The organism is Micromonospora sp. NPDC047756 (assembly GCF_055587245.1).
Map to the genome: position 1 here is coordinate 42,630 of NZ_JBVJGQ010000008.1, position 22,328 is coordinate 64,957.

41 protein-coding genes are annotated in these 22,328 nt (G+C 68.8%); 40 read left to right on the forward strand and 1 reads right to left on the reverse strand.

Translation table 11 applies throughout. The features are described from left to right. Positions 1–10 precede the first annotated feature (10 nt). The 17 genes from ACZ6NZ_RS25440 (at position 11) to ssb (ending at position 9,814) form a co-directional block, all read left to right on the forward strand. Entirely contained in the window at positions 11–1,198 is a 1,188-nt protein-coding gene (locus ACZ6NZ_RS25440; protein ID WP_465860553.1) for a recombination directionality factor, read from the forward strand. Then, entirely contained in the window at positions 1,195–1,593 is a 399-nt protein-coding gene (locus ACZ6NZ_RS25445) for a hypothetical protein (RefSeq protein ID WP_465860554.1), read from the forward strand. Before ACZ6NZ_RS25440 ends, ACZ6NZ_RS25445 begins: the two co-directional genes overlap by 4 nt. Then, positions 1,593–2,135 (forward strand): hypothetical protein, encoded by a 543-nt coding sequence (locus tag ACZ6NZ_RS25450; protein WP_465860556.1) that lies wholly within the window; start codon positions 1,593–1,595, stop codon positions 2,133–2,135. The genes ACZ6NZ_RS25445 and ACZ6NZ_RS25450 overlap by 1 nt, the downstream gene beginning before the upstream one ends. Then, the gene (locus ACZ6NZ_RS25455; protein ID WP_465860558.1) at positions 2,132–2,617 is read left to right on the forward strand and encodes a hypothetical protein; all 486 of its coding nucleotides are present in this window, start codon (positions 2,132–2,134) and stop codon (positions 2,615–2,617) included. Before ACZ6NZ_RS25450 ends, ACZ6NZ_RS25455 begins: the two co-directional genes overlap by 4 nt. Continuing rightward, on the forward strand, positions 2,614–3,225 hold the full coding sequence (locus ACZ6NZ_RS25460) for a hypothetical protein (RefSeq protein ID WP_465860559.1): 612 nt from the start codon (positions 2,614–2,616) through the stop codon (positions 3,223–3,225). Before ACZ6NZ_RS25455 ends, ACZ6NZ_RS25460 begins: the two co-directional genes overlap by 4 nt. Beyond that, positions 3,222–3,698, forward strand: coding sequence for a hypothetical protein (locus ACZ6NZ_RS25465; RefSeq protein WP_465860561.1), 477 nt, complete (start codon positions 3,222–3,224; stop codon positions 3,696–3,698). Before ACZ6NZ_RS25460 ends, ACZ6NZ_RS25465 begins: the two co-directional genes overlap by 4 nt. Next, positions 3,698–4,183, forward strand: a complete 486-nt coding sequence (locus ACZ6NZ_RS25470) for an ASCH domain-containing protein (RefSeq protein ID WP_465860563.1) — start codon at positions 3,698–3,700, stop codon at positions 4,181–4,183. Before ACZ6NZ_RS25465 ends, ACZ6NZ_RS25470 begins: the two co-directional genes overlap by 1 nt. Then, positions 4,180–4,545 (forward strand): VRR-NUC domain-containing protein, encoded by a 366-nt coding sequence (locus tag ACZ6NZ_RS25475; RefSeq protein ID WP_465860564.1) that lies wholly within the window; start codon positions 4,180–4,182, stop codon positions 4,543–4,545. The genes ACZ6NZ_RS25470 and ACZ6NZ_RS25475 overlap by 4 nt, the downstream gene beginning before the upstream one ends. Continuing rightward, on the forward strand, positions 4,538–4,771 hold the full coding sequence (locus ACZ6NZ_RS25480) for a hypothetical protein (RefSeq protein ID WP_465860566.1): 234 nt from the start codon (positions 4,538–4,540) through the stop codon (positions 4,769–4,771). The genes ACZ6NZ_RS25475 and ACZ6NZ_RS25480 overlap by 8 nt, the downstream gene beginning before the upstream one ends. After that, complete coding sequence (locus tag ACZ6NZ_RS25485) at positions 4,764–5,789, forward strand: phage Gp37/Gp68 family protein (protein WP_465860567.1); 1,026 nt, start codon at positions 4,764–4,766, stop codon at positions 5,787–5,789. Before ACZ6NZ_RS25480 ends, ACZ6NZ_RS25485 begins: the two co-directional genes overlap by 8 nt. Beyond that, a complete protein-coding gene (locus ACZ6NZ_RS25490) occupies positions 5,786–6,250 on the forward strand; it encodes a protein-tyrosine phosphatase family protein (protein WP_465860569.1) in 465 nt (154 codons plus the stop codon). The genes ACZ6NZ_RS25485 and ACZ6NZ_RS25490 overlap by 4 nt, the downstream gene beginning before the upstream one ends. Then, positions 6,247–6,552 (forward strand): WhiB family transcriptional regulator, encoded by a 306-nt coding sequence (locus ACZ6NZ_RS25495; RefSeq protein WP_465860570.1) that lies wholly within the window; start codon positions 6,247–6,249, stop codon positions 6,550–6,552. The genes ACZ6NZ_RS25490 and ACZ6NZ_RS25495 overlap by 4 nt, the downstream gene beginning before the upstream one ends. Positions 6,553–6,614: 62 nt before the next feature. After that, a complete protein-coding gene (locus tag ACZ6NZ_RS25500; protein WP_465860572.1) occupies positions 6,615–7,085 on the forward strand; it encodes a hypothetical protein in 471 nt (156 codons plus the stop codon). Continuing rightward, entirely contained in the window at positions 7,082–7,621 is a 540-nt protein-coding gene (locus ACZ6NZ_RS25505) for a helix-turn-helix domain-containing protein (RefSeq protein WP_465860574.1), read from the forward strand. Before ACZ6NZ_RS25500 ends, ACZ6NZ_RS25505 begins: the two co-directional genes overlap by 4 nt. Next, a complete protein-coding gene (dnaN, locus tag ACZ6NZ_RS25510) occupies positions 7,618–8,751 on the forward strand; it encodes a DNA polymerase III subunit beta (RefSeq protein ID WP_465860575.1) in 1,134 nt (377 codons plus the stop codon). Before ACZ6NZ_RS25505 ends, dnaN begins: the two co-directional genes overlap by 4 nt. A 65-nt stretch (positions 8,752–8,816) precedes the next feature. After that, on the forward strand, positions 8,817–9,335 hold the full coding sequence (locus ACZ6NZ_RS25515) for a hypothetical protein (RefSeq protein WP_465860576.1): 519 nt from the start codon (positions 8,817–8,819) through the stop codon (positions 9,333–9,335). A gap of 2 nt (positions 9,336–9,337) precedes the next feature. Then, positions 9,338–9,814 (forward strand): single-stranded DNA-binding protein, encoded by a 477-nt coding sequence (gene ssb, locus ACZ6NZ_RS25520; protein WP_465860578.1) that lies wholly within the window; start codon positions 9,338–9,340, stop codon positions 9,812–9,814. A gap of 285 nt (positions 9,815–10,099) precedes the next feature. Here ssb and ACZ6NZ_RS25525 read toward each other — a convergent pair whose 3' ends face one another. Beyond that, complete coding sequence (locus ACZ6NZ_RS25525; protein WP_465860580.1) at positions 10,100–10,363, reverse strand: helix-turn-helix transcriptional regulator; 264 nt, start codon at positions 10,361–10,363, stop codon at positions 10,100–10,102. Between the two features lie 115 nt (positions 10,364–10,478). On the opposite strand from ACZ6NZ_RS25525, the gene ACZ6NZ_RS25530 reads away from it, so the two are divergent. From ACZ6NZ_RS25530 to ACZ6NZ_RS25640, 23 genes are all read left to right on the forward strand, one after another. After that, positions 10,479–11,174, forward strand: coding sequence for a hypothetical protein (locus ACZ6NZ_RS25530; RefSeq protein WP_465860582.1), 696 nt, complete (start codon positions 10,479–10,481; stop codon positions 11,172–11,174). 14 nt (positions 11,175–11,188) lie between these two features. Then, complete coding sequence (locus ACZ6NZ_RS25535; RefSeq protein ID WP_465860583.1) at positions 11,189–11,623, forward strand: hypothetical protein; 435 nt, start codon at positions 11,189–11,191, stop codon at positions 11,621–11,623. Continuing rightward, complete coding sequence (locus ACZ6NZ_RS25540; RefSeq protein WP_465860584.1) at positions 11,620–11,907, forward strand: hypothetical protein; 288 nt, start codon at positions 11,620–11,622, stop codon at positions 11,905–11,907. The genes ACZ6NZ_RS25535 and ACZ6NZ_RS25540 overlap by 4 nt, the downstream gene beginning before the upstream one ends. Beyond that, a complete protein-coding gene (locus ACZ6NZ_RS25545; protein WP_465860586.1) occupies positions 11,904–12,998 on the forward strand; it encodes a hypothetical protein in 1,095 nt (364 codons plus the stop codon). The genes ACZ6NZ_RS25540 and ACZ6NZ_RS25545 overlap by 4 nt, the downstream gene beginning before the upstream one ends. Then, positions 12,991–14,349, forward strand: a complete 1,359-nt coding sequence (locus tag ACZ6NZ_RS25550) for a replicative DNA helicase (protein WP_465860587.1) — start codon at positions 12,991–12,993, stop codon at positions 14,347–14,349. Before ACZ6NZ_RS25545 ends, ACZ6NZ_RS25550 begins: the two co-directional genes overlap by 8 nt. A gap of 14 nt (positions 14,350–14,363) precedes the next feature. After that, on the forward strand, positions 14,364–15,116 hold the full coding sequence (locus ACZ6NZ_RS25555; RefSeq protein ID WP_465860589.1) for a hypothetical protein: 753 nt from the start codon (positions 14,364–14,366) through the stop codon (positions 15,114–15,116). Continuing rightward, a complete protein-coding gene (locus tag ACZ6NZ_RS25560; protein WP_465860590.1) occupies positions 15,116–15,517 on the forward strand; it encodes a hypothetical protein in 402 nt (133 codons plus the stop codon). Before ACZ6NZ_RS25555 ends, ACZ6NZ_RS25560 begins: the two co-directional genes overlap by 1 nt. Before the next feature lie 203 nt (positions 15,518–15,720). Further along, entirely contained in the window at positions 15,721–16,005 is a 285-nt protein-coding gene (locus ACZ6NZ_RS25565) for a hypothetical protein (protein ID WP_465860592.1), read from the forward strand. After that, complete coding sequence (locus tag ACZ6NZ_RS25570; RefSeq protein ID WP_465860594.1) at positions 16,002–16,355, forward strand: helix-turn-helix domain-containing protein; 354 nt, start codon at positions 16,002–16,004, stop codon at positions 16,353–16,355. The genes ACZ6NZ_RS25565 and ACZ6NZ_RS25570 overlap by 4 nt, the downstream gene beginning before the upstream one ends. Then, positions 16,352–17,023: a hypothetical protein gene (locus tag ACZ6NZ_RS25575; protein ID WP_465860595.1), complete on the forward strand. Its 672-nt coding sequence runs from the start codon at positions 16,352–16,354 to the stop codon at positions 17,021–17,023. Before ACZ6NZ_RS25570 ends, ACZ6NZ_RS25575 begins: the two co-directional genes overlap by 4 nt. 10 nt (positions 17,024–17,033) lie before the next feature. Continuing rightward, a complete protein-coding gene (locus ACZ6NZ_RS25580) occupies positions 17,034–17,219 on the forward strand; it encodes a hypothetical protein (protein WP_465860597.1) in 186 nt (61 codons plus the stop codon). Then, positions 17,216–17,572: a hypothetical protein gene (locus tag ACZ6NZ_RS25585; RefSeq protein WP_465860598.1), complete on the forward strand. Its 357-nt coding sequence runs from the start codon at positions 17,216–17,218 to the stop codon at positions 17,570–17,572. Before ACZ6NZ_RS25580 ends, ACZ6NZ_RS25585 begins: the two co-directional genes overlap by 4 nt. A gap of 19 nt (positions 17,573–17,591) precedes the next feature. Further along, a complete protein-coding gene (locus ACZ6NZ_RS25590) occupies positions 17,592–18,095 on the forward strand; it encodes a hypothetical protein (RefSeq protein WP_465860600.1) in 504 nt (167 codons plus the stop codon). Between the two features lie 20 nt (positions 18,096–18,115). After that, the gene (locus ACZ6NZ_RS25595; protein ID WP_465860602.1) at positions 18,116–18,349 is read left to right on the forward strand and encodes a hypothetical protein; all 234 of its coding nucleotides are present in this window, start codon (positions 18,116–18,118) and stop codon (positions 18,347–18,349) included. Further along, complete coding sequence (locus ACZ6NZ_RS25600; RefSeq protein ID WP_465860603.1) at positions 18,346–18,672, forward strand: hypothetical protein; 327 nt, start codon at positions 18,346–18,348, stop codon at positions 18,670–18,672. The genes ACZ6NZ_RS25595 and ACZ6NZ_RS25600 overlap by 4 nt, the downstream gene beginning before the upstream one ends. Beyond that, on the forward strand, positions 18,659–18,919 hold the full coding sequence (locus ACZ6NZ_RS25605) for a hypothetical protein (protein WP_465860605.1): 261 nt from the start codon (positions 18,659–18,661) through the stop codon (positions 18,917–18,919). Before ACZ6NZ_RS25600 ends, ACZ6NZ_RS25605 begins: the two co-directional genes overlap by 14 nt. Next, complete coding sequence (locus tag ACZ6NZ_RS25610) at positions 18,916–19,185, forward strand: hypothetical protein (protein WP_465860607.1); 270 nt, start codon at positions 18,916–18,918, stop codon at positions 19,183–19,185. The genes ACZ6NZ_RS25605 and ACZ6NZ_RS25610 overlap by 4 nt, the downstream gene beginning before the upstream one ends. Beyond that, a complete protein-coding gene (locus tag ACZ6NZ_RS25615) occupies positions 19,178–19,441 on the forward strand; it encodes a hypothetical protein (RefSeq protein ID WP_465860608.1) in 264 nt (87 codons plus the stop codon). Before ACZ6NZ_RS25610 ends, ACZ6NZ_RS25615 begins: the two co-directional genes overlap by 8 nt. 209 nt (positions 19,442–19,650) lie before the next feature. After that, positions 19,651–19,953, forward strand: coding sequence for a hypothetical protein (locus tag ACZ6NZ_RS25620; protein ID WP_465860610.1), 303 nt, complete (start codon positions 19,651–19,653; stop codon positions 19,951–19,953). A 173-nt stretch (positions 19,954–20,126) separates the two neighbouring features. Then, positions 20,127–20,321 (forward strand): hypothetical protein, encoded by a 195-nt coding sequence (locus ACZ6NZ_RS25625; protein WP_465860612.1) that lies wholly within the window; start codon positions 20,127–20,129, stop codon positions 20,319–20,321. Further along, complete coding sequence (locus tag ACZ6NZ_RS25630; protein WP_465860614.1) at positions 20,318–20,917, forward strand: hypothetical protein; 600 nt, start codon at positions 20,318–20,320, stop codon at positions 20,915–20,917. Before ACZ6NZ_RS25625 ends, ACZ6NZ_RS25630 begins: the two co-directional genes overlap by 4 nt. Positions 20,918–21,022: 105 nt before the next feature. Next, positions 21,023–21,769, forward strand: coding sequence for a hypothetical protein (locus ACZ6NZ_RS25635; RefSeq protein ID WP_465860615.1), 747 nt, complete (start codon positions 21,023–21,025; stop codon positions 21,767–21,769). Further along, a complete protein-coding gene (locus tag ACZ6NZ_RS25640; protein WP_465860616.1) occupies positions 21,766–22,191 on the forward strand; it encodes a helix-turn-helix domain-containing protein in 426 nt (141 codons plus the stop codon). The genes ACZ6NZ_RS25635 and ACZ6NZ_RS25640 overlap by 4 nt, the downstream gene beginning before the upstream one ends. Positions 22,192–22,328: the final 137 nt, after the last annotated feature.

The following is a 22,328-nucleotide window of genomic DNA, read 5'->3' on the forward strand; positions in this document are numbered from 1 at the left end:
GAGAACACATATGCCTATCAAGACTTTGCAGCGCCGCCTGACCCAGGTTGGTGTGATCCGTCTCGGGGAGAAGCGCCTGTCGCAGCGCGGCAAGGAGTACCCGGCCAAGTTGGAGACGTTGCGGTTCACGTCCCCGTCCCAGTCGCTGATTGAGGCGGTGGCCGCAAAGTACGGCGGGCAGGTGAAGCCGTGGCAGCACACCACCGGCCCGCAGTTCGAAGTGGTCACCGACGCGAAGACGATCCCGGTGCTGGTGCCGCCCCAGCAGATCGACCCGAACTACGAGCTGTGGGGCAACGGGTTCAAGTCGCGGCACTGCGACGGGGAAACGGAGAAGATCCGCAACCAGTCGTGCCTGTGCGACCCGATCAAGGCTGCCGCCCAGGCGGCGAAACGGGATGTGAAGCCGGGCGACGTGTGCAAGCCGACCACCCGCATGTCGCTGATGCTGGCGGAGATCCCCACGCTCGGCACCTTCAAGCTTGAATCTCACGGCTGGAACGCCGCCGCTGAACTGCCGATGCTGGCCGAGGCTATCGCCGCCGCCGCGCAGCCCATCCCCGCCCGCCTGGAGTTGCAGCCCCGGGAGAAGAAGCTGTTCCACCCGGATAAGGCGCAAAACGAGCAGATCGAGTCGCGGACGTTCCTGGTGCCGGTGTTGCACTTCGAGTTCGTCACCCCGGCGCAGGCGTTCGGCGGGCAGATCGGGCAGGCCGCCCGTCAGGCGATGGTGGCGCAGCACCTGGCGGCGATCGGCGCCGCACCCGAGCAGACCCCTGACCCGGAGAAGCTGACGGAGGCGCAGGTTCTTGACGCCGCGAAGCGGGTGTCGTCGATCCCCCAGTTGCAGGAGTTGTGGAACACCGCAGGTAAGGACGGTGCGCTGACGGATGCGGCGAAGGCGGCGTTGAAGGCCCGTGCCGCCGAGCTGGACCCGCCGAAGCCTGCCAACGCTGAGGCCGTGCCGACTCCCACCCCGGCCCCGACTGTGGGCGCTGGTGAGCCGGTGGATGCGGAGGTGGAACCGAACCCGGACGCCCTGTGGGTGCAAATCCAGGCGGTCGCCGGGCAGCGGAAGTGGAACGCGGCAGCGCTTGAGGAGCGCATTACCGCCCGGTTCAACAAGCCATCGGATGAGATCAACGGCTTCCACATGGCGACGTTCCTCGCCGAGGTGCAGAGCGGGGCCATCGCGTGAGCTACGACTGGGAGTCGGCGACGTACGAGGCGTGGACGCCGGTCGACGCTGAGAACGCCATGCGCTGGGTGCTGCGGGCGATGCACGACACCCAGCAGCAGTTGAAGGAAGCACGCATGGCTGAGGTAGATGCGAAGCACGCGTTCGAGTCGGCCAAGCGGTCGGCGTTTTTCTCCCCGGATTGCCCGAAGCCGGAGCGGGGCGGGCACACGGTCGCTGACCGTGAGGCGCACATCGAGCGGGCGACGGTTGGGCAGCGACAGGCGTACGAGATCGCCACGGCCACCCGTGAGGCAGCGGCCGACCATCTGCGGGTTCTGGACAAGCAGTCGGTGGTGTTGGCGTCGCTGAACAAGAACGTCCAAGCGGCGTTCAACATGGTCGGGGCACGCTGATGGAGCGCCGCACCCGGTTGCAGCCGATGTCGCAGCGCCGCCGTCAGGAGTTGGCGGAGCAGGGCAACCCGAACCCGTTCACGACCTTGTCGCCGGCTGCCCCGATCAACCGTGCCGGTGGCGGTCGGATGGCGGCGCTGGACCGGAAGCCGGCCAAGAACACCGGGCCGACCGCTGCTGTGCGCACGCTCGTCAACGAGCGTTCCGGCGAGTGGTGTGAGTGGCCTGCCTGCCCTCGCCCCAAGGCCGACTTGCACCACCGGCTGAACCGCAAGAGCGGCGGGCGTCACGGTGCGGCTGCGGTGCGCATCAACGGTGCGGCATGGCTGTTGGCCGCCTGTCGCCCGCATCACGAGCGGGTGACGAACCCGTCCGGTGAGGTGCGGGATGAGGCGCAGCGGATGGGCTGGATTCTCCGCGAGAACCAGGACGCCGAGACGACGCCGGTGTTGACCCGCCACCACCGCATGCCGGTGCTGCTGACTGCCGCCGGCACGTACACGACGCACTCCCCCAACCACATTCAGGAGGTCACCGCATGAGCAACGACGAGAACAACAACAGTCCGTGGGTCGCGTACCTCGCCGACTCCGATGGCTTCGTGTACCTGAGCGTCGCCGACGCGATCGATGACCTCGGCGACGAGGGAGAGGTTCGCGTCGGTGTGGCGCGCGGTTCGGCGGCACCGACGGAGCGCGACGGCGGCCTGCGGCTGCCGGGCACCCACCAGAGCGGCGACCAGGTGTTCGAGTTGGAGACGTACATCGACGGTGAGGGCGACGACTCGGTGAGCGCGGTCGCTAGGTACGCGCAGGCGCAGGCGATGGCCGCCGGGCTGAACGCTGCCGCCGGACTCCCGGCGGTGTCGATTGAGCGGCCCGACGACGAGAACGTTGAGGTCCATGTCAACGGGTCGGTTGTGGCAACCGCGAACCACGACGAGCACGGCTGGTCGGGCATGGATGCGGTGGTGAAGACGGCGCTGTCCGTCTCCCGCGCGTTCGGGGCGGCGGTGCCGGTATGACCTCCCACCTCGTGCACGACGACACGTTCACTGCGCTCACCGTCGCCGACAAGGCGGGGGCGACCCTCAACGTGGAGCGCACCGACGACGGCCGACTGTCGGCATGGATCGCCCCGCCGGGCGGTAACGACGGCCCTTCGGTGGTCATCGACGAAGCGGACGCGATCGGCCTGGCCGCGTACCTGACTTCCGGCCGTGCCCGCGCGACCGCCCCCGCTCAGAACGAGTCGTGTGTTCAGGCTGGCCGGTTCCGTGGTGACAACGAGTCGCTGCGCAAGGCCAACCAGGCGTACATCGCCGAGAACGCCCGCCTGCGGCTTCGGGTCGCCGAGCTGGAGCCGATCGTCAAGGCCGCCGAGTACCAGTACGGCGACCTGTTCTGCATCAACGGCGACTGCGACCACGCCGCCGAGGTCAACGACGACGCGCCCGAGGGCGCGGCGTGCCCGCTGGTGGAGACGCGGTACGCCACCGGCGCTGAGGTCACCGCTCTCACTCCGCTGCTGATGAGCACCGACGGCGATCAGCTCGACGACGGCGACGAGATCCCGGTTGGGGAGATCCGCCGGGTGCTCGGCGAGGCCCGTGAGGCGGTGAACGCCCGATGACCCCCGCGACTGTCACCCACCACCTGGCCACCGAATACATCGGCAACAGGGCTCGTGCCCGTCGGGTCTGCCCGTGCGGGTACGAGTCGCAGCCGTGGGTTGTCGTCCCCGGCCACCCCAACCTGACCTCTGACCCGCACGCGTGCCCGAACGACGACACCGTCCGCTCCCTCGTGACGCTTCAGTTCGCCTCTGGCGGGCTGGTCGACGCGAAGCCGGTCGACGGGTGGGCGGTGCACCTTGTGCGCGGGGCTTACCGGGGCACACCCGGCCCGACCCTGTGCGGCATTGACCGGTTCGCGCCGGGCTCGGCTGGCTGGTCGGTGGGCGGTGGCGTGAGCGGGCCGGGCATCAAGCACGTCCCGTGCGAGGGCTGCGCTGCGGTCGCCGTCCGGGACTTCCCGGGGCTGCCGGTGCGTGGGTCGGTTGGCAGCCGGGAGATGGCGGCGGCGCTCGCGGCGGTGAACGTCTGATGACCGCCGCCGTCAAGGCCATCACCATCCGCCGGCCGTGGTCAACGTGCGTCGCCTCTACCGAGCTGGGCGCGAAGCGGGTCGAGAACCGGAGTGCCCTGACCTCGCACCGAGGCATGGTGTTCGTTCACGAAGCTGTCGCCATCAGCCCGCACGCCTACTGGGACCTGCGGGTGATATCGCTGCTCGACCCGGTGGTGGACGCGCACCTCACCGAGACGGGAGCCGGCGCTGTCATCGCCGTCGCCGACCTGATTGACGCCCACACCGCCGAGGACATCCCGACGCTGACCGGCCCGGCGGGGACGTGCTGCGAGCCGTGGGGTGAGCGCACGTACAACGGGGTTCAGGCCCGCCACCTCGTGTTGGCGAACGTGCGGCGACTGGCCAAGCCGGTTCCGTGCCGGGGTGCGCTCGGGTTGTGGACGCCGCCGGAGGACGTGACCGCGCAGGTGCTGTCGCAGGTCGGGCAGGTGACCCGATGAGGCGCGGCACCCCCGAGAACGACCTCCAAAAGGATGTCCTCGATCTGTGCAAGGTGCTCGGATTGCACACCGCCCACTTTCGGCCCGGCCTCACCCAGTCTGGGAACTGGCGGACTGCGGTCAGCGGCGACGGGAAGGGCTGGCCGGACCTGACGATCGTAGGGCCGGGCGGGATCCTGTTCCGTGAGTTGAAGTCGGCGACCGGGTCGCGCACCCCAGACCAGCGGAAGTGGGCCGCGTGGCTGGGTGAGGCTGGCGCGGATGTGGCGGTGTGGAAGCCCCGGGATTGGCCGCACCGCATCCGCCACGAGCTGGAGGCAATCCGCCGGGGCCGTGTGATTGCGGGGGTGCCCGGTGCCTGACGCCACCGTGATCGCCGCCCACCGCCCTGTCCTGCCGTACGACGCGAACGGCACCACCGTCACCTGCGTCGATGACGTCATCTACCTCAACTGCCGGCCGCTCGCCCCGTGGGCTGCGCTGGAACTGTCCGCCGCCCTGGCCCGCGCCGCCCACGCCCTGGGTGAGCAGCGTGCCGGCGGCAACCCCAACCACACCGCACCGGCCGAGGAGGTCACCAATGCCTGACACAAAGATCGAATGGGCCGACAAGACGTGGAATCCACTTCTCGGCTGCGAGCGCGTCTCCGCTGGTTGCGACGGCTGCTACGCCATCTCCACCGCCACCATCCGCGCCGGCAACCCCCACCCGAAGATCGCTGCCGCGTTCGCCGGGCTGACCGAGCGGCGTGACGGCCGCCTCGACTGGACGGGCCGCATAAACCTGCTTCCCGACCGGCTCAACCAGCCACTGCACTGGCGGAAGCCGGTCAAGGTCTTCGTCAACTCACAGAGCGACCTGTTCCACAAGGACGTACCGGACTACTTCATCGCGCAGGTGTTCGCCGTCATGGCGGTCGCCCACCAGCACACGTTCCAACTGCTCACCAAGCGGCACGGCCGGATGCGGTCGCTGCTGTCGTCGCCCGACTTCCACCGGATGGTCGCCGACACCGCCCCGATCTTCGGCGGCAGCAACCCTGACCTGGCGCAGGACTACGTCAGCACCAACTGGCCGCTCCCGAACGTGCACGTCGGCGTGTCGGTGGAGGATCAGAAGGCGGCCGACCTGCGCATCCCTGCCCTGCTCGGCACCCCGGCGGCTGTGCGCTGGCTGTCCTGTGAACCGCTGCTCGGCTCGGTCGACCTGACGAAATTCCTACATCGGCGGCCGATCGGGGAGAACCTGCGGGACGCTCCGCTGCCGCCGTCGTACGCCGAGGCGTGCGGCCTGCCGGCCCTGCGTTGGGTGGTTGTCGGCGGCGAGACGGGGGCGAAGTCGCGGCCAATGCGGGTGGACTGGGCTCGCAGCCTTCGTGACCAGTGCCTCGATGCCTCGATTCCGTTTTTTTTCAAGCAGTGGGGTGACTGCGTCCCTGTTTCGCAGATGACCGAGGACATGTTCATGAGCTGGGACGTCGACAACGGCACCAGCGCGTGGCACCCGGACACCCCGTGGCGGGTGGGTAAGAAGCGCGCCGGCCGACTGCTGGACGAGCGCACCTGGGATGAGTTCCCGGCCAAGCGTGTGGCGGTGACCGGATGAGCGGCGTGCCGTACGCCCCCGACGGGTGGAACGAGATCATCCCCGGCCTGTTCCAAGGCGGACACGACCGGCTCGACCCCGACGGGACCATCCCCGACGTGATCGTGGCCGACGAATTCGACCTCGTCATCTCCCTGTACCGGCGGCACGGGTTCGGCCCTGCCGCCCACGTTGAGCACCACTACCTGAACATCCCCGACGGGCTGCTGCTGGCCGATGACGCCGTCCGCTGCGGGGAACTCGCCGACCTGGCAGCGGCTGCTGTCACCGACGGGCGGCGGGTCCTGATCCGTTGTCAGGCTGGGTACAACCGCTCCGGTCTGGTGACCGCGCTGACCTTGATGCGGCTCGGGCACACCGCCGAGCAGGCCATTGACCTGATCCGCGAGAAGCGGTCGGTGTACGCCCTGTTCAACGAACACTTTTTGGCGCACCTGCGGCAGCAGGCGGTGACCGCATGACCCGCCACTCTTCCCGCTACGTCAGCACCCGCATGGACAGCGAGCCCGCCGACGACTGGCGGCACCACTCGAAATGCCGTGACGAAGATCCGGAGCTATTTCACCCGGTAGGCACCGCCGGTCCGGCCCTCATGCAGACCGAGCAGGCCAAGGCCGTCTGCCGGCGCTGCCCCGTCACCGATGAGTGCCTGGAATGGGCTCTCGGCCACATCGAATTCGGGGTGGCCGGCGGCATGTCCGAAGACGAACGCCGCAGTCTCAAGCGCCGCGGTGGCCTGCGTGTTCTGCGGACCGCCCAATGACCGCCAGCACCATGGCCCGCCCCACCACCGGGGCGGGCCCCGCACCCAAGGAACCAAACCGCGTGACCAGCAACCGAACCTTCGAGCGGCTCCTCATCGGTGCACGCGCCGGCACCGTCCGACTCGACCGCGACTACCGGTACCGGGCGGCGAACGGCACCGACATGGACGAAGCCACCTACGAAGCCGCATCGCCGGAGAAAGGCTGGGTGACCCTCGCCCAGGGGATGCCGCCACAGATCACCGCCGCCGGCCGGGCGTGGCTCAACGCCCGGTACGAGCAGTACGGGCCGTCGCCCACCCGCCCGGTGTTCCTCGCCCCCGACCCGGAAGCCGCCCAACTGCGGCAACCGTCCGGCGAGTACCGGGGTGAGCGGATCCACACCGCCCGGCTCACCGAAGACAACGTGCGGGACATTCGACGGCGGCTGGCCGCAGGTGAGGGAAGCGGCAGCGTCGCCCGGGTGTACGGGGTCGCCAAAGCGACCGTGTTGCGCATCAAGACCGGGGTGAACTGGCGGCACGTCTCGTGAAGACCATCCCCGACCTTCACCCCGACGACACGGTGGCCCGCCACGCCCTCGCCGAACGCCTACGCGGCATCCGTCAGGGCGCGAACATGTCGCAGGCTGTCGCCGCCGAACGGTACGGGTGCAACGAGTTCGCGTTCTCGCAGATTGAGCTGCGCCGGTCATGGCTGATCCCCACCGTGCAGGCGTGGGCGAGGGTCTACGGGTACCGGCTGAACTTCACCCTGGCCGGGCTGACTGTTCCCCGCGATGGTGACCCGCTGGCCGCCGTGTATGAGGCGCAGCAGCCCACCACGGAGCGCGGAGAGGACCAACTTGACCTGCGGGTCACCGTCAACAACCTGACCCGCATCCGCCGCGCGTCGGGGCTCACCCTCGCCCAGCTCGGTGCCGTCATGGGCTGCACGGAGTCGTCGGTGTGCCGCCGCGAGGCCAGCCCTGACCGGCTGTTGGTGTCCACCCTGCAACGCCACACCCGCGCCTTGGGCGGGGTGCTCGACCTGACTGTTGTCCCCGCATGGCAAGGAGTACCCGCATGAAGCTGACTGTTGAGCGTGACGCGTTCGCTGACGCTGTCACCACCGCCGCGAAGGCCACCCCCAACCGGCCGTCTGTGCCGATCCTCGCCGGGGTGAAGCTGACCACCACCGATGACGGTGTGAACGTGTCCGGGTTCGACTACGAGGTGTCCCACCAGGGTTGGGCGCGCGGCACGGTCGCCGACCCGGGCACCGTGGTGGTGGCCGCCCGACTCCTCGCCGAGATCACGAAGGCGTTGCCGGCCAAACCGGTCAGCCTCGCATCCGTCGGTGCGCACCTGGAGTTGGTGTGCGGGTCCGCCCGGTTCACCCTGCCCACCATGCCGGTCGAGGACTACCCGGCGCTGCCCGGTCTGCCCGCCACCGTCGCCACCGTGGACGCCGCCGCACTCGCACAGGCCGCCGCCCAGGTGGGTTTGGCCGCCGGCCGGGACGAAACCCTGCCCATGATGACGGGGGTTCGCCTCGAATTCCGGGGCGACACCCTGTCGCTGCTGGCCACCGACCGGTACCGGCTGGCCCACCGCGACCTCACCGTCACCCCCACCGACCCGAACTTGAACGTGGACGTTCTGGTCCCGGCCCGGGTGCTCACCGACACGGCCAAAACGTGGGGTGCCGGCACCGTGGACATCAGCTACGACCCCGACGCGCACGGGCTGGTCGGGTTCGCCATCGGGCACCGCAAAACCACCACCCGGCTGCTCGACGGGGCCAACTACCCGCCGGTGCGGTCCCTGTTCCCCGCCTCGTACCCGTCGGCCGCGGTGGCACCCGTCGCGCCCCTCGTTGAGGTCGTCAAGCGGGTCGCCCTGGTCGCCGACCGGGCTACCCCCGTGCTGCTCACCTTCACCGACGGCGGGGACACCGTGGTCGTGGAGGCCGGCGGAGCGGAGGAAGCCCGCGCGTCCGAAGCCATGGGCATCACCAGCTACAGCGGTCAGGACACGTTGACCATCGGGTTCAACCCGCAATACCTGATCGACGGGCTGACCAGCCTCGGCACGACCACCGCACACATCGGGTTCGTCGACGCGTTCAAACCGGCCGTCATCTCCGGCGCCGACGACGACGGGAAGCCGGGCGGCGGGCACCGCTACCTCATCATGCCGATCCGTGTGAACCGCTGATGGGCACCACCGTTCCCGCCGCCCGAATGTCCCCCATCGGGGCCAGGCGTCGACTCCAAGGACTCGTGGCCAACGGTCACCCCATCGCCGCACTCGCCCAACATCTCGGGACCACCGAACGGTCCATCCAGCGCTGGATCGCCGGCCACACAGGCGTCCACCGCAGCCGCCGCGACGCCATAGACGCCCTCGCGTCCAAGCTCGTTGGCGTGCCTGGCACCTCGCGGCGGGCACGCACCATCGCACACGGGTACGGGTGGGTTCCCCTCGCCGCATGGGATGACATCGACGACCCGAACGAGACGCCGAAAACCCGCACGGCAGCGCACGCCCGCGATGGGCGCGTTCTCATCGGCCGCGCCCTGAACGGTGTCGCCTCCATCGACGTGCTCACCGTCGGCGAGCAGCACCGCCTGTGGCAGCGGTGGGCGGACGAGCGACGCCAGCAGAAGCAGCCCAGCGGGTCTACCAGCTTCGCCCGCCACTTCGGCATCAGCGAGGAACGCGCCCGACGCATTCTTGCCGCCGCCCAGCAAACCCCAACCACCGCGGCCGACGGTCGCACCAACCGAAAGGTGGCCTGACCATGGCCAACGAACCACTGATCACGATCATCGGCAACGCAGTCGGAGACGCCGAGCTGCGTTTCACCCCCAGCGGTGCCGCCGTCGCCAACTTCACCGTCGCTGTAACCCCACGCGTCAAGCGCGGCGACGAGTGGGCCGACGGGGACACCGCATTCTTCCGCTGCACGGTGTGGCGGGAGATGGCCGAGCAGGTCGCCGAGACGGTCACGAAGGGGATGCGCCTGATCGTGCACGGCCGGTTCAAGACCCGCCAGTACGAGAAGGACGGGCAGACCCGCCTGTCGGTGGAGATCGACGTGGACGAGGTTGGTCCGTCGCTGCGGTACGCCACGGCGAAGGTGCAGAAGGCGTCCCGGTCGGGTGGCAGCTCGGGCAACTCGAACGGCGGCGGGATGGATGACCCGTGGTCGACGTCGGCGCCCACCCCGGCCCGTACCGGTGGCGGCAGCAACTTCGACGAAGAGCCTCCGTTCTAGATCAACTCCCTCGGGTTCGGCCTGTCGAGGGGGCAGGCCGCACCCCCAGCCCCGACCGGAGGTGACCCCCATGACCGCCAAAGTGATCCCGCTCGACTCCCGGCGACGCACCCCTTCTGCCGAACGACCCGCCCCACCCACCAAGCCGTGCAATGCGGGGGTGACCGCGTGCGGGAAGCAGCCTGCCCGGTTGTACGCCTGCGGGTGGCGGTGCGACAGGTGCGCGCCGGGGGCAGCACGAAAGCCCGACACCGGGGCGGGGTCGGGTGATGTGGCGTGAGAGGGCTAGTCGGTGGCGGGCTTGCGCCGTCCGCCCCGCTTGACGGGGGTGACGGTCGGCCCGGCCTCGGCGTCGTGCAGGGCGGGCCGGTTTTCGCGGATCCACTCTTCGACGTCTTCGATGCGCCACACCTTGCCCATGGCGAGCACGTCGTACGGCTTCGGCCAGTTGGGTTGGGCCATGAGTTGGTGGACACGCTGCCGGGACACGCCAAGTCGGTCTTCGATCTCGCGTGCGCCCATCAGGTGGCGGCCCATGGTCAGGAGCATAGGCGCAACCCTACTAGGCACTTGCCTAACCACGCAATCCCTGATAGGACTAGACATGTGCCTAGCTAGGCACTTCCCTAGGCAGTCCCGCACCACCAAGCACCGGGGAGCCCCCATGATCGATCGCACGCTCGACCGGCGTCCCGAAGACGCCCACCACGTGATCAGCGACGCCCTCGAAGTTCTCGGCCGCCACGTGTACAGCCACCGCCTGTACGCCAACGAGGCCGCTGTCACCCCCAACGGATCCCGCTACGACTTCGACACCGACACCGACATGGGCGGTCTGCCGGGCATCCGCCTCGAACTGACCCGCACCGAGTTCCTGCTGTGGTGCGAGGCGCTGAACGCCCCTCGCGTCGGCGTGGCCCGCCGTGCCGGGCGCACCGAACTGTCCGCCAGTCTGCGGCGCGACGAATGTTCGTGGTGGTTGACCGCCACCATCGGCCACACGAAGGGCGACGATCGTCTGCCCGGTGCCCGCATCGCATGGAACCGCAACGAGACGGGACGTCGACTCTCGGACGGCTACACCACCGTCGGTGACCTTCGGAACGCGCTGGCCGCACTCGGCTACAGGTACGAGACGCCCGCCGGGGACATCAGGTTGGTCGAGCCGCACGGACCAACCACGCCACAGATCGTCCGCTACGGCCATTCGGCGTTGGAGTCCCCGAGCCGACCGAACTGGCGGCCGGTGCCGTGTACCGACTGCGGGGCCGAGATCCCGGCTGGCACCCGGCCACCGGTGTGGACCGACGACGCGACCACCTGCCCGGACTGCACCGACAAGCGGCGCGTGAACCCATGACCGGACGTACCCCCATGACCGCTGACGTTGACCTGGACGCCCTTCGCGCCCAGACCGATCCGTTGATCGCCAACCTCACCGAGACGGTCGAGCAGGTGAAGGCGCACGACCACCCCTCCAGCGGTGGGGACATGTACTGCCTGAACCTCACCAGCTATATGGGCGACCGGATGCCGACCGTGCTGCGTCGCCTCGCCGCCGAACAAGCCGAGGTCGACCGTCTGCGCGACGAGTGGGACCGATTGGTCAAGGAGCGGGCCGCGATGCTCTCCGTTGTCCGCGTTGCCGAGGAATGGGCCGACGCGCACGACGAGGGCACCGTTCGCCGAGTCCGTCGGCCATCCGCTCCCGTTCCGGCCATCGCTAGCCTCTACGACGCCGTGGAGCAGTACCGGCTGGACCGCGCCGACGCCGCCGCCCGCACCGAGCACCCAGAGGCCACCCTGTGACCGACACCGATCAGCACCACCTCATTTGGTCCAACCACCACAAGGCGTGGTGGGGGCCCAACGGCAGCGGCTACTACAGGGACCCCGCCAGGGGCGGCAGGTACGCGATCCCCGACACCACACGGTGGCTGGGACGGGGCTGCGGCTGCTGCAAGGTTCCCGAGGTGGTGATCCCCGCCGCCAAGGTGGACGGCAAGAGTGTCCGGTCGATTCGGAGCGTCATCGCTGCCGCTACCCGCTCGGTCGTCAAGTCGGGCCGCACGAACCACTACTACGGCCAGTGACCTATGCGCTCGATGCCGGGGTGGCCCTGTTCGACATCCCGGCGCACCTCCCGCCCGCTACCGGGCTCGGACCTCTCGACACGAAAGATCAAACGCTGATGGTGTGGTTCAAGGTCGACGACTCGTTCTACGACCACCCGAAGACCGAAGAACTGTCGGATTCGGCGGTTGCGCTGTGGACGCGCGCCGGCTCGTACTGCGCCAAGCACCTCACCGACGGCTTCATCAGTCATCGCAAAGCCGATCGGATGTGCGATGACCCAGCGACTGCCACCACCGAACTGGTGGAGGCGGGGCTGTGGGAGAAGGACGCCGACGGGTACCGCTTTCACGACTGGCACGACTTCCAGCCGACCCGGGAGGAAGCTCTTGCTGCCTCGAAAGCGAAGTCGGTTGGCGGGGCTGTGGGGAACCATCGCCGCTGGCATGTGGAGGGCGGCAAGGTCGACCCGCAGTGCCGGTACTGCAAGCCCGGTTCTGATCGGTTATCCGATCAGTCCAGCGATCGGATAACCGATCAGTCGACCGAGTCGCTAGCGAGTCGCCCGACCCGACCCGACCCAGCCCATATACAACCTCCTTCGGAGGTTGCCGACGACGCTGCGTTGTTCGAGCAGCCGGAGTCGAAGGCTAAGTCGCGCGCCAAGCCCAAGGAGCCGGCAGGGGACCCTACTGAGACGCAGCGTGCGTTCGGGCTCGCTCGCCAGTGGGCGGACTTCCGCGAGAAGCAGGGAACTCCCATCGTTGTCGCTGGCAAGGGCGAGAACCTTGACCTGCACAAGCTCCGCAACCTGATCGAACCCTTCCTCAAGAAGGGCTACAGCGACGACGACGTGAAGCGCGGGCTCGTCGCCACCGACGAGGGAATTCCCAGCACCGCCAGCCTTGACCGCGCCTTGACCCGACTGCGCAACCAGCAGAACGGGCGGATGTCGGGTGGGATGCGTCCTGCTGCCCCGCCGTCGAACGCCCCACGCCGGATCCCGGCGGACGAGGTGTGCCCGAAGCACCGGGGCCAGCGTGCCGGGAAGTGCGGCCTGTGCCGGGCTGAGGCGAACGGTGTCCGCTCGGAGGTGGCCGCCGATGCCTGACAGCCCGAACCTTGCCGGTGCTGAGGCGCAGCAGCAGCAGATGGCCGACGTTGCCGCCGAACGCACAATCCTCGGCGCAATGATGATCAACCCCCGTGCGTGTGATGACGTCATGGAAGCCGTCAGCAGTTCAGACATGTTCCTGCCAACCCACGGACCCATCTTCGTGGCGATCCTCGAACTGTGGGCGCGGGAACAACCCACCTCCCCCGTTGCGGTCGCGCGAGCCCTCGACGAGGGCAAGGACCTGGAACGCTGCGGTGGCCTGCCATACCTGACCGCACTCACGGAAGAGGCGATGCGCAACCCGGGAACCCCCGGCTACTACGCACGGATCGTCAAAGACTGGTCGCGGCGGCGGAAGGCCCACGAGTCGCTGTTGAAGGGCGCCTACCAAACCCGGGACCTGTCGAGGCCGGTGGACGCGGTTCTTGACGCCGCGCAACGGGACCTCGCAACCGCGGCTGCCGGTGCGGCTGCCGTGGACGGTGTTGAGCGGGTCAGCGAGTTCTCCGACGACGAGATGGCGCACCTGGAACGGGTCGCGGCCGGGGATGTGCCGCACGGCATTACCACCGGTCTGGGGCAGGTTGACCAACTGATCGGCGGGTTCCTCCCCGGGCAGCTCATCATTCCGGCCGCCCGCCCGTCCGTCGGGAAAAGCACCTTGGCTCTCGGGTTCGCCGTGGTGGCTGCCCGCAAGGGGCTGCCGGTGCTGGTGAACACCCTGGAGATGAGTAAGCGGGAACTGTGGTGGCGGTTGCTGTCCCGTGAGGGCGAGATCGACCTGAACAAGTTCACCACCGGGCGGTTGGACGCCCACGACCTGGACCGGGTGCGTGAGGCGAAGAAAACCGTTGACGGTTGGCCGATCCACATTGACGACCAGGCGCACACGATCGAGGCGATCCGTTCGTCGGCGCGGCGGTTCTACCAGCGCGAGGGAGCCCTTTCCATCTGGCTGGTCGACTACTTGCAGCGGATCCGGTCGTCGCAGAAGTTCGACCGCCGGGACCTTGAGGTGGGTTCGTGGGCGCGCGAGTTCAAGACGTTGGGCGGCGAGTTGGGGGCGGCGGTGATTCTGCCGTCGCAGCTGAACCGTGGTTCTGAGCAGCGCACCGACAAGCGCCCACAAATGTCTGACATGCGCGACTCGGGCGAAATCGAGCAGGAAGCGGATGTGGTGATCCTGCTGCACCGCGACGACTACTACGACCCGGAGTCGGAGCGCGCCGGGGAGGCGGACCTGATTTTCGCCAAGAACCGCAACGGGCCGAAGGACACCGTGACCGTGGCCGCGCAACTGCACTACGCCCGGTTCACCGACTGGACCGATGAGACGTACCGATGATCGGAGGATCTTCTATGCCGACTTTGACCACCCGCAACGCTGAGATCCGCACCGCCGCCGTGGAGATCAAGACCCTGACCGTGTCCGGACGTCAGGTCACGCAGGCGGTGTTCCGGCAGCTTCCCGAGACGCCGGTGATCGGCGACGACGGCAACCTGCGGGGCGTGCCGTGGGGGCGCGTCAACTACCACCCTGACCCGAAGACCTGCCCGGATGGGGACCACATGCACGTGGTGTGGCAGCACGGCACCGACCTGCACCGGGCCACCGTCTCGGGGGTTTACCAGCCGCCGCCGATGTTCACTCCGCCGTCGGACGTCGCCTACATGGACGCCTACGCCCGGGAGGTGTGTTGGAACAACATGCCGTCGCGGGTTGACTTCCGCGACGACGTGGTGCGCCGGATTGAGGTCGGTATCCCTGTGGCGTTGCGGATCAGCGACGCCGCCCGCGACGCGGTGAGTGTGTACGGGAGCCTGACGGACGCGTTGGCGTTGCTGAAGAAGGACGGCCCGGATGCGCCCACCTTCCTGATCGACTCGAAGGTGCGAGGCGCGGGACGGCTGGGGCGTGGGACGGCACGTCAGGCCGTCGACCAGTGGCGTGCCCGACTGGACGAGTACACCGAAGCACTCAGTGTTCTGCGGCTCGGCGACGCGTACGAGGCGGTTCTGTCGGAGGTTCGTGCGGAGGTGCAGCGGCGAGAGCAGCACGGGGCCACCCGCCGTGCCCTCGCGGACCTCCCCCAGCTTTTCATCGCCGTCTGATGGGCGCCGACGTGTCAGGTGACCAGATCGCGTGGACCTGCGGCACCTGCGGCGGGCCGGCAACGGCCGGGGTTCTTCACGTCAACCTTGCCAAGGTGACTGAGTCGCAGGCCGCCGAACGTGAGTGGCAGCAGAGGTACCCCGAAGGATCCGCCCTCGACCTTGTGGACATCTTTGCCATGCCGGAGCGGGCGCAGTGGCAGGTGTCGTGTGAGGGCTGCGCCCACGACTGCGACGGCTGCTATTCGATCGAGCTTCAGCGGTGCCGCACGTGGACTGCTGCGATCGGTTGGACCGCGCACCTGTACGACAAGTCGTGGTTCGGTGCCACCAACTGGATGGCATTGCTTGGCCGGGTGGCCCAGGACCACGCCCCGAGCGAGTCGGTGGGTGTGTGGTGAACGGCACCGCGCTGGTCGGTGGGGTTGGTGTAGGTGACGCCGCCCGCGCCGCGTATGTGGCGGCGTTCCCTGCGGTGGGGCCGCTCGGGGTTCACTGCCCGGCCTGTTCGGCTGCCTCTCGCCGGTCGTGCCTCACCGATGGTCGGAGTGTCGCCGCGCACCCGGCACGTGTCGCGCTGGCGCAGCGGGTCACTGACGAGCGGATGGCAGAGGCGGATCGCGCGGCCGAAGCGGCCTGCCGGATCGCCGACCGGCTGGCTGCTGGTGCCACCCCGTCTCAGATGGGCCGGGTTGTGGGCCGTGAGCTGCGGGTGGCGTACCTGATGGCGTGCGGGTGGAGGCCGTTGTACTGCACCGTCTCGTCTCCGTGGCGCGCGCCTCACCCGCAGATGCCGGACCGGTACAGCTTGTCGTTCGCGTTCGCCTGGACGGTCCAGGAACATGCCAGGTTCCTCGGCCCGGACCTGCGCGACGGGGAGGTGTCGTGACGGACAACGTGCACCCGTTCGGCCCGCGCCCGACGAAGACCACCCGCCGACGCACCCCGAGGGCCGGGACCGCCACCCCGACCGCCGTTGAGGTGGCCGCCGACTTCGAGCCGTACCGGCTGGTTCATGCCCGCCACCTGGCCGCGATCGGCCGTCAGGACTTGGCTGCCGCCGTCGGTGTTCCGCCGTGGCGAATCCTCCACTGGGAGTCGCACGTCTCCACCCCGGTCGCCTACGAGGTGGAGACGTTGGCGAAGGCGCTCGACGTTCCGGTGGGGTTCTTCAAGGGTGGCCGCCCAATGGCGTACCTGTCTGTGTCGGACGTGCACTGGTGCGGGGGTGGCCGGTGACCGCCCCGATCTGGTCGACGGTGATGGTGACCGGCCACCGCCCGCAGGACATCCCCGAGGACGCCCACAGCTGGGTGCGGGACCGGTTGGATGCGGGCGCGGTGTGGTTGCGGGATGAGCGCGGCATGACCACCGGCATCACGGGCATGGCTCTTGGGTCGGACTTGTGGTGGGCGGCCAGCCTGCACCGTGCGGGTGTGCCGTTCGTGGCGCACATCCCGTTCCCGCAGCAACCGGACCCGTGGCGGAAGCGCAACCCGGAGGCGGTGGCCGAGTGGCACCGGTTGCGCGCCCTCGCCGTATCGGTGGTGCCGTACGGGAACCTCGCCGGTTTGGCGGAGCACGCCCGGAAGCGGGTGGTGGTGTCGCTGCTGCACAAGCGAAACGACGGGATGCTCGCCGCGACCGCTGAGGCCGGCGGCGCGGTCTTGGCGGTGTGGTGCCCGTCGAAGCGTGACGGTGGCACCTACTCGGCCCTCAAGAAGGCCCACCAGCTCGACCTGCCGGTGATCCTGATCAACCCGGAAGCCCGAACCACGTCGTCGCCCAGCCGGTCACGGCTGGGCGACCTGCTGTACCGGGACCAGCCCTCACCGCTGTTTGACCCGTCTTTGGGGCAGCCGACAGCGTGTCACTCGCCCCAAACCCTGACGCAAACCGAAGCCTGAGGAGGCAATCATGACCGAGCTTTGGTACACGATCACCGTCGTCAAGCACGACATCCACCCGAGTTTGCGAGACAGGCACGCTGACGCCCCGGCCCCCATTGAGGTCGTCGCCGCGACGGTGCTGCCACAGCTCGCCGGAGACATCTTGCGGGCGACCGCCGACCAGATCGCCCCGAAGAAGCCGGTGACCCGATGACCGACAACCCAGCAGCCGAACTGTCACCGACTCTGCCTCCGGAGCTGATCCGGTACTTCGCTGCCCGCCGGCAGCAGCGCGCCGACACCGTCAGCCGGGCGCTGGCCACGCTCCGCCCGTACGAAAGGCGACTAGTGCGGGAAGCCGCCGTGATGGGCTACGTGCGCGGCACGATGGCCGGTCGCGTGGACGCTCACCAGGGCCGCGACACGGAGATCCCCAAGGATTCGGCCGTCCTCTTCGAGGTCGTTGACGCGTGCATCGCGATGGACGACCTGTACCCGTACCTCGCCGAGGCGGCCGAGGGTCGCCGCCGCCGGATCACCAAGTCGAGGCGGTGGCCGGGTGAGTGATCCAACCGGGGGTGAAGCCGTGAACGAGATGGCCAACCGGACCTGCGACGCCCTCTGCCGGGATGTGGAAGCCGACCGGGACCAGCTCCGCACCGAACTCGACTTCGAGCGCGCCCGCCTCGCCGAGGTGCAGGGTGCCATCCACCGCATCCACTACCCGCACGGTGACCCGGCCACTGAGGGCAACGTGTGGTGCGCCTGCGACAAGCTGTGGCCCTGCGAGACGGTTACCGCGATTAGCCAGGTCACCGCCGCCGGTCGTCTGCTGCCGGACCTCACAGCGGTGACCGTCGAATGCGACATCGACTGGACTGACCTGCGATCCAGCCGCCCCGGTGCCGATGTTCAGGCCCGGTCGTACGAGTGGCCTTTGGACCAGTTCGACGCGCTGCTGGCGACAGAGATCCGGGCCGCCGAACTGTTCCACCGTGCGCCTGTGCGCATCCGCAAGCGGACTGTGAAGGCGTACGCGGACGGGTCAAAGTTGGTCCGGGCGTGGACTCCGGTGGCGGTGCCGTCATGATCGGGCCAACGTCTGACGCCTTGACCGCATGGATCCTGGGCGGCATCTACGTCGCGGGCTGGCTGCCCGCCTGCCGGGTGCTGGTCCGCTACCTGCCGGACGTCGCCTACGGCGGGCTGAACCCCGACGACCCCGACAATGCACCCCTGCTGCCTCTCGCGGCCGGGTCTGTTGCGTTGCTGTGGCCCGTCATGGCCGTGCTCGCCGTGTTCGCCCTGCCGGTGTGGCTGGTCACTCGCGGGGTGAACCGGTGACAGCCGCCGAAGCCGACTACAACACGGAAGTCCTCACCGCCCGGTGGACTGCGGTCGTCAACGACGAGATTGGCGGGTGGGCGGTCAGCACCGACGGCCTCGGCCCGCTCGACGGGGGCAGGATGGCCGCCGACCTGGTGATGACCCGCGAACTGGCCGAACACATCGCCGAGGTGCACAACCAGTGGTTAACACGGCAAGACGTGGGCGTGCCGGTCGCCACGGGGTGGATCACTACCGCCGTGGTGCCAGCGCCGTTCTGGCGTCCGCTGCTGCGCCGGATGTTGCGCCGAAAATCCGGTGATGTTGATGTCCAACCGTGACGGCTCGGACCGGCGTCGCCTGTTCAAAGCCCTGCGCCGTGCCCGGTGGAGGGTGGAGATCGCCAAGTCCGGCCATTGGAAGATTTGGAATCCGCGCGGGCTGCTCATCACCACCACCCCGTCCAGCGCGTCTGACACGAACAGCTTGAACGCGTTGCGGCGGGACCTGCGGAAGGCCGGGTTCCTGCACAACGGGCGCGGCCAGCAGCCGCAGCGCAAGATCCCGAACCAGAGGAGCCAACCGTGACCGTCACCGACCCGGCCGCCCACGGCGTGTTCGTCGACGCCTACCGGCGGATCGCCAAGCACGCCGCCGAATACCGCGCCGCCACCGTGTACCAACGCGCACAAGAACGTGCCCGGACCGGCGATCCGCAAGCCCGCCGGCAGGCCGCCATGCATCGGGCGTTCGCGCGCGGCATCGAGGCCGCCGGGGAAGACATCGCCGTCATGCTCGGCATCCCCGAACACGAGATTGAGACACCCGACAAGAGGGACAACGACCATGGCTGACGCCACGACCCCCGACCCCAGCCTGCCGCGCAAGCCGGACATGGCGGCCTTCGCCCGAGCCGTGCGCCTTCGCGAACGTGCGGTCAGCGCCGCCCTGGATCACTTCGCCCGCATCGATATGCGCCCGGAGAGCACGTACGCCCGCGCGGCGTACGACGCAATGGCAGAGCTGATCCGCCAGGACGAGCGGGAGCGGCTTGCTGAGGCTGGTCGACTGCTACCCGCCCAAACCCCTGAGACAACGCCGACCCAATGACCCTGCCCCTGCTGCTCGACGTCCCCGAGCCCCGCCACTGCGACTCCTGCGGACGCCCGGTGCCCAAAGGGCCGCTCGTAGCGGGGCTCGGGTCGAGCTGTGCGAGAGAGCACGGCATCACCCCACCCGCCGCGCCCCGACCCCGCCACGAAGGACAGGACGGGCCAACCCTGCTCGACCTACTCAACCAGCCCGAACGGAGAACCCCGGTGACTGAAACCATCGAACACGCCACCTGCCGGCAACGCGCTTCGGGCGAAGACCTAGCCGTGTACCGGGCGCAGCAACGCCGTCGTCCGGACGAAGAACTGCACGCGCAGATGTCCCACCCCGGCTGGGAGTACGAGACCACGGAGGGTCCCCGCAAGCAGTGGGACCACTCGCATGTGCCACCCGAAGGCGACGGGTGGGTGCGCAACGTTCGCGCGGGCCGGGGCGGCTGGGAGCGGTACGACTACACCGAGGAGTCGTATTGGATGCGGCCCAAGCGCCGAGGCCCCGACGGTGGTTGACCGCAGTGAGGCAGGCCGGTGGATGCGCCACGCCGAAATTGTCAACCAGCACCGGCGGCTGTACCGGCGGCGACTGCGGGCCAGACAGGTCGGCCGATGGTGCCGGTGAACCCGCCGATGTGGATCGACCGTGGCACACCCTGAGCAGGTAGAATACGAGCAGGAGGTGACGTATGCCCACCAGCCGAACACCACACGGCCGGCGCACCGTCAACTTCCGCACCACCTGGGCGGCAGTCAACCTCATCGAAGCAACCGCCACCGATGAGAACGTCACCGACGACAGCGGCGAACCGAACCGCTCCGAGATGATCCGCATCATGCTGGCTTACGCCGTGCGTCACCGACCGAAGGGCTGGCGGCCATGACCACCACCGTGACCTGCGAACTCCCCATCAGCTACAACAACCCCGCACCCTGCTCCGTAGACGCGGTGGGCCGCTGCTCCACCGACGGGAAAGCGTTCTGCACCTCCCACCGGGCCATCCGCCTCGGGGTGCCTGTTGTTGACATGTGCGTGGTGTGCGCCGCCCCCCGCCCCGGTGCCAAAACCCGGCAGGCGGTGGAACGGGAAGCCGAAGAGGAACGGCGTGGGGCGTTGAAGCAGGCGGTGAAGCGGCTCCGTGACCTGCGGGTGCCCATGTCGGAGCGCAACGCGTTCTCCGCCTGGAACGAGCCCGGCTTTTTCGGCAGGTTGAGCGGTGCCCGCGCCACCCCGATCATCAAACAGTTGAGCCCGGTGTGGTTGGTGGGCCGCTACGAGTGGGATCAGACCGAGTTTTGGGACCGGGGCTCCAGCGACTGGTACGAGACTGGGGTGACGGTGTCGGGTGAGATCGTGGCGATCGGTAACCCGCCCAACTACCAGTTGCGGGAGGTGCACCGGCTCAAGAACGCCAGTGACAGCTACCGGATCACTCGGGCGTTGGAGGAAATGGCGGACGAGGCCGAGCGGCACCAGTAACGGCGGCAGCGGCCGGACCGCGAATCCGACCGCCGCCAATCCCACCACCCCGAACTCCTACGAGGTCTTCGCCAGCGTAACCGCGCCGATCGGAGACCCACCACCATGCACGACGACACCAGCGGACGGCACTGCGTCTCCGACATTCGCTGCCGGGCCTACGACCGCTTGGCGAAACCGCCGGCCGCCGCACCCGTCACCACAGCCCCCCTGTGCGAAGACTGCTTGGCCGCCGCCGAACGGGACGTGCGCAGCCTGGTCTACGACTACGTGGACCTCGAACAGTTGCAGTCACCCAGCTTGTCGCAGGCGTTGAACATGCAGCCAGCCGGCAAGGCAGCCCCAGCCATGCCCCTCAACGGCGGCGCCGAGGCGCTACAAGCCGAGATCGTGCACGTGGCCACCACCTGGGAAGAGGTCATCCGCGAACACTGCGGACTCAGCACCTGGGTACCCAACCACCCACGCCGCCCCGGTCGGCGACTCGACGACGCTGTTCGCGTCCTACTCCCCCGCCTCCGGCAGCTCGCCGCCCTCGACGCAACTGACGTGTACCCCACCGGCTGCGAAGACCCCGTCACCGACATGACCGGGTGGGAAGCCATCCACCACCTCCAACACCTGCACGCCCGCGCCCGCGGCATGCTCGGCCGTACCCACCGCACCCGGCAAGTCCCCGGCACCTGCCCCGACTGCCACGCCGACCTGCACCAGGACGACCCCCGCGAAGCCGACGACCCCACCCCCGTCTACTGCGCCCAACAATGCGGTTGGCAACTGACCCGCGACGAGTACGAGACGTGGACCGTCGGGATCCTCACCGCCCCCCGGCCGCGCAAGGTGGCGGTGTGAACGCCGACTACGACCGGAAACCCACCCGGCAACAGTGGCTGTACCCCGGCGACACCGAGCTGCAAAAGGCCCGCCGGTATGTGCACGCCTACCGGCAGCACCTGCACACCGCCAACCCCGACGTGTGCGCCGCCCTCGACGCGGCGGCCCGCGCCTACGGCGACGACTGGGTGTGCGGCGGACTGATCACCGTCCCCGACGACCAGATGCTCACCACCGCCCAGGCCGCCGAATACGCCGGGGTGGACGTGGAGACGATCCGGCAGTGGCGCAAACGCGGCTACATGTCCCCCACCGGTGCCCGCGAACACCTCCAAGTTCGGGGGCTCACCGAACGCGGGTGGCCCATGTTCAAAGCCGGCGAAGTGAAAGAGGTCGCCGACACGACGCGCCGCAACCGGCTCAGCAAGACTGAGTCTTGACCTTGCACCTGGGACGGTGCTAGGTTCCGCCCAAGCCGAACTGTCTCTTCGTCCGGCTTCGACTTACCGCCACGCCCGCCTGAGCCTCACGGTTCGGCGGGCGTTCGGCATTTCCCCCCCAGCCTCGGGGTCGAAGC

What these genes read in the sequence shown, in the direction of transcription:
- ACZ6NZ_RS25560 (WP_465860590.1), top strand. Translation starts at nt 15,116, where the DNA reads ATGGGCGCCGACGTGTCAGGTGACCAGATCGCGTGGACCTGCGGCACC.
- ACZ6NZ_RS25580 (WP_465860597.1), top strand. Translation starts at nt 17,034, where the DNA reads ATGACCGAGCTTTGGTACACGATCACCGTCGTCAAGCACGACATCCAC.
- ACZ6NZ_RS25460 (WP_465860559.1), top strand. Translation starts at nt 2,614, where the DNA reads ATGACCTCCCACCTCGTGCACGACGACACGTTCACTGCGCTCACCGTC.
- ACZ6NZ_RS25530 (WP_465860582.1), top strand. Translation starts at nt 10,479, where the DNA reads ATGATCGATCGCACGCTCGACCGGCGTCCCGAAGACGCCCACCACGTG.
- dnaN (WP_465860575.1), top strand. Translation starts at nt 7,618, where the DNA reads ATGAAGCTGACTGTTGAGCGTGACGCGTTCGCTGACGCTGTCACCACC.
- ACZ6NZ_RS25630 (WP_465860614.1), top strand. Translation starts at nt 20,318, where the DNA reads ATGACCACCACCGTGACCTGCGAACTCCCCATCAGCTACAACAACCCC.
- ACZ6NZ_RS25440 (WP_465860553.1), top strand. Translation starts at nt 11, where the DNA reads ATGCCTATCAAGACTTTGCAGCGCCGCCTGACCCAGGTTGGTGTGATC.
- ACZ6NZ_RS25535 (WP_465860583.1), top strand. Translation starts at nt 11,189, where the DNA reads ATGACCGCTGACGTTGACCTGGACGCCCTTCGCGCCCAGACCGATCCG.
- ACZ6NZ_RS25485 (WP_465860567.1), top strand. Translation starts at nt 4,764, where the DNA reads ATGCCTGACACAAAGATCGAATGGGCCGACAAGACGTGGAATCCACTT.
- ACZ6NZ_RS25470 (WP_465860563.1), top strand. Translation starts at nt 3,698, where the DNA reads ATGACCGCCGCCGTCAAGGCCATCACCATCCGCCGGCCGTGGTCAACG.
- ACZ6NZ_RS25605 (WP_465860605.1), top strand. Translation starts at nt 18,659, where the DNA reads ATGTCCAACCGTGACGGCTCGGACCGGCGTCGCCTGTTCAAAGCCCTG.
- ACZ6NZ_RS25465 (WP_465860561.1), top strand. Translation starts at nt 3,222, where the DNA reads ATGACCCCCGCGACTGTCACCCACCACCTGGCCACCGAATACATCGGC.
- ACZ6NZ_RS25555 (WP_465860589.1), top strand. Translation starts at nt 14,364, where the DNA reads ATGCCGACTTTGACCACCCGCAACGCTGAGATCCGCACCGCCGCCGTG.
- ACZ6NZ_RS25550 (WP_465860587.1), top strand. Translation starts at nt 12,991, where the DNA reads ATGCCTGACAGCCCGAACCTTGCCGGTGCTGAGGCGCAGCAGCAGCAG.
- ACZ6NZ_RS25490 (WP_465860569.1), top strand. Translation starts at nt 5,786, where the DNA reads ATGAGCGGCGTGCCGTACGCCCCCGACGGGTGGAACGAGATCATCCCC.
- ACZ6NZ_RS25635 (WP_465860615.1), top strand. Translation starts at nt 21,023, where the DNA reads ATGCACGACGACACCAGCGGACGGCACTGCGTCTCCGACATTCGCTGC.
- ACZ6NZ_RS25615 (WP_465860608.1), top strand. Translation starts at nt 19,178, where the DNA reads ATGGCTGACGCCACGACCCCCGACCCCAGCCTGCCGCGCAAGCCGGAC.
- ACZ6NZ_RS25455 (WP_465860558.1), top strand. Translation starts at nt 2,132, where the DNA reads ATGAGCAACGACGAGAACAACAACAGTCCGTGGGTCGCGTACCTCGCC.
- ACZ6NZ_RS25495 (WP_465860570.1), top strand. Translation starts at nt 6,247, where the DNA reads ATGACCCGCCACTCTTCCCGCTACGTCAGCACCCGCATGGACAGCGAG.
- ACZ6NZ_RS25625 (WP_465860612.1), top strand. Translation starts at nt 20,127, where the DNA reads ATGCCCACCAGCCGAACACCACACGGCCGGCGCACCGTCAACTTCCGC.
- ACZ6NZ_RS25475 (WP_465860564.1), top strand. Translation starts at nt 4,180, where the DNA reads ATGAGGCGCGGCACCCCCGAGAACGACCTCCAAAAGGATGTCCTCGAT.
- ssb (WP_465860578.1), top strand. Translation starts at nt 9,338, where the DNA reads ATGGCCAACGAACCACTGATCACGATCATCGGCAACGCAGTCGGAGAC.
- ACZ6NZ_RS25525 (WP_465860580.1), bottom strand. Translation starts at nt 10,363, where the DNA reads ATGCTCCTGACCATGGGCCGCCACCTGATGGGCGCACGCGAGATCGAA.
- ACZ6NZ_RS25450 (WP_465860556.1), top strand. Translation starts at nt 1,593, where the DNA reads ATGGAGCGCCGCACCCGGTTGCAGCCGATGTCGCAGCGCCGCCGTCAG.
- ACZ6NZ_RS25585 (WP_465860598.1), top strand. Translation starts at nt 17,216, where the DNA reads ATGACCGACAACCCAGCAGCCGAACTGTCACCGACTCTGCCTCCGGAG.
- ACZ6NZ_RS25565 (WP_465860592.1), top strand. Translation starts at nt 15,721, where the DNA reads ATGGCAGAGGCGGATCGCGCGGCCGAAGCGGCCTGCCGGATCGCCGAC.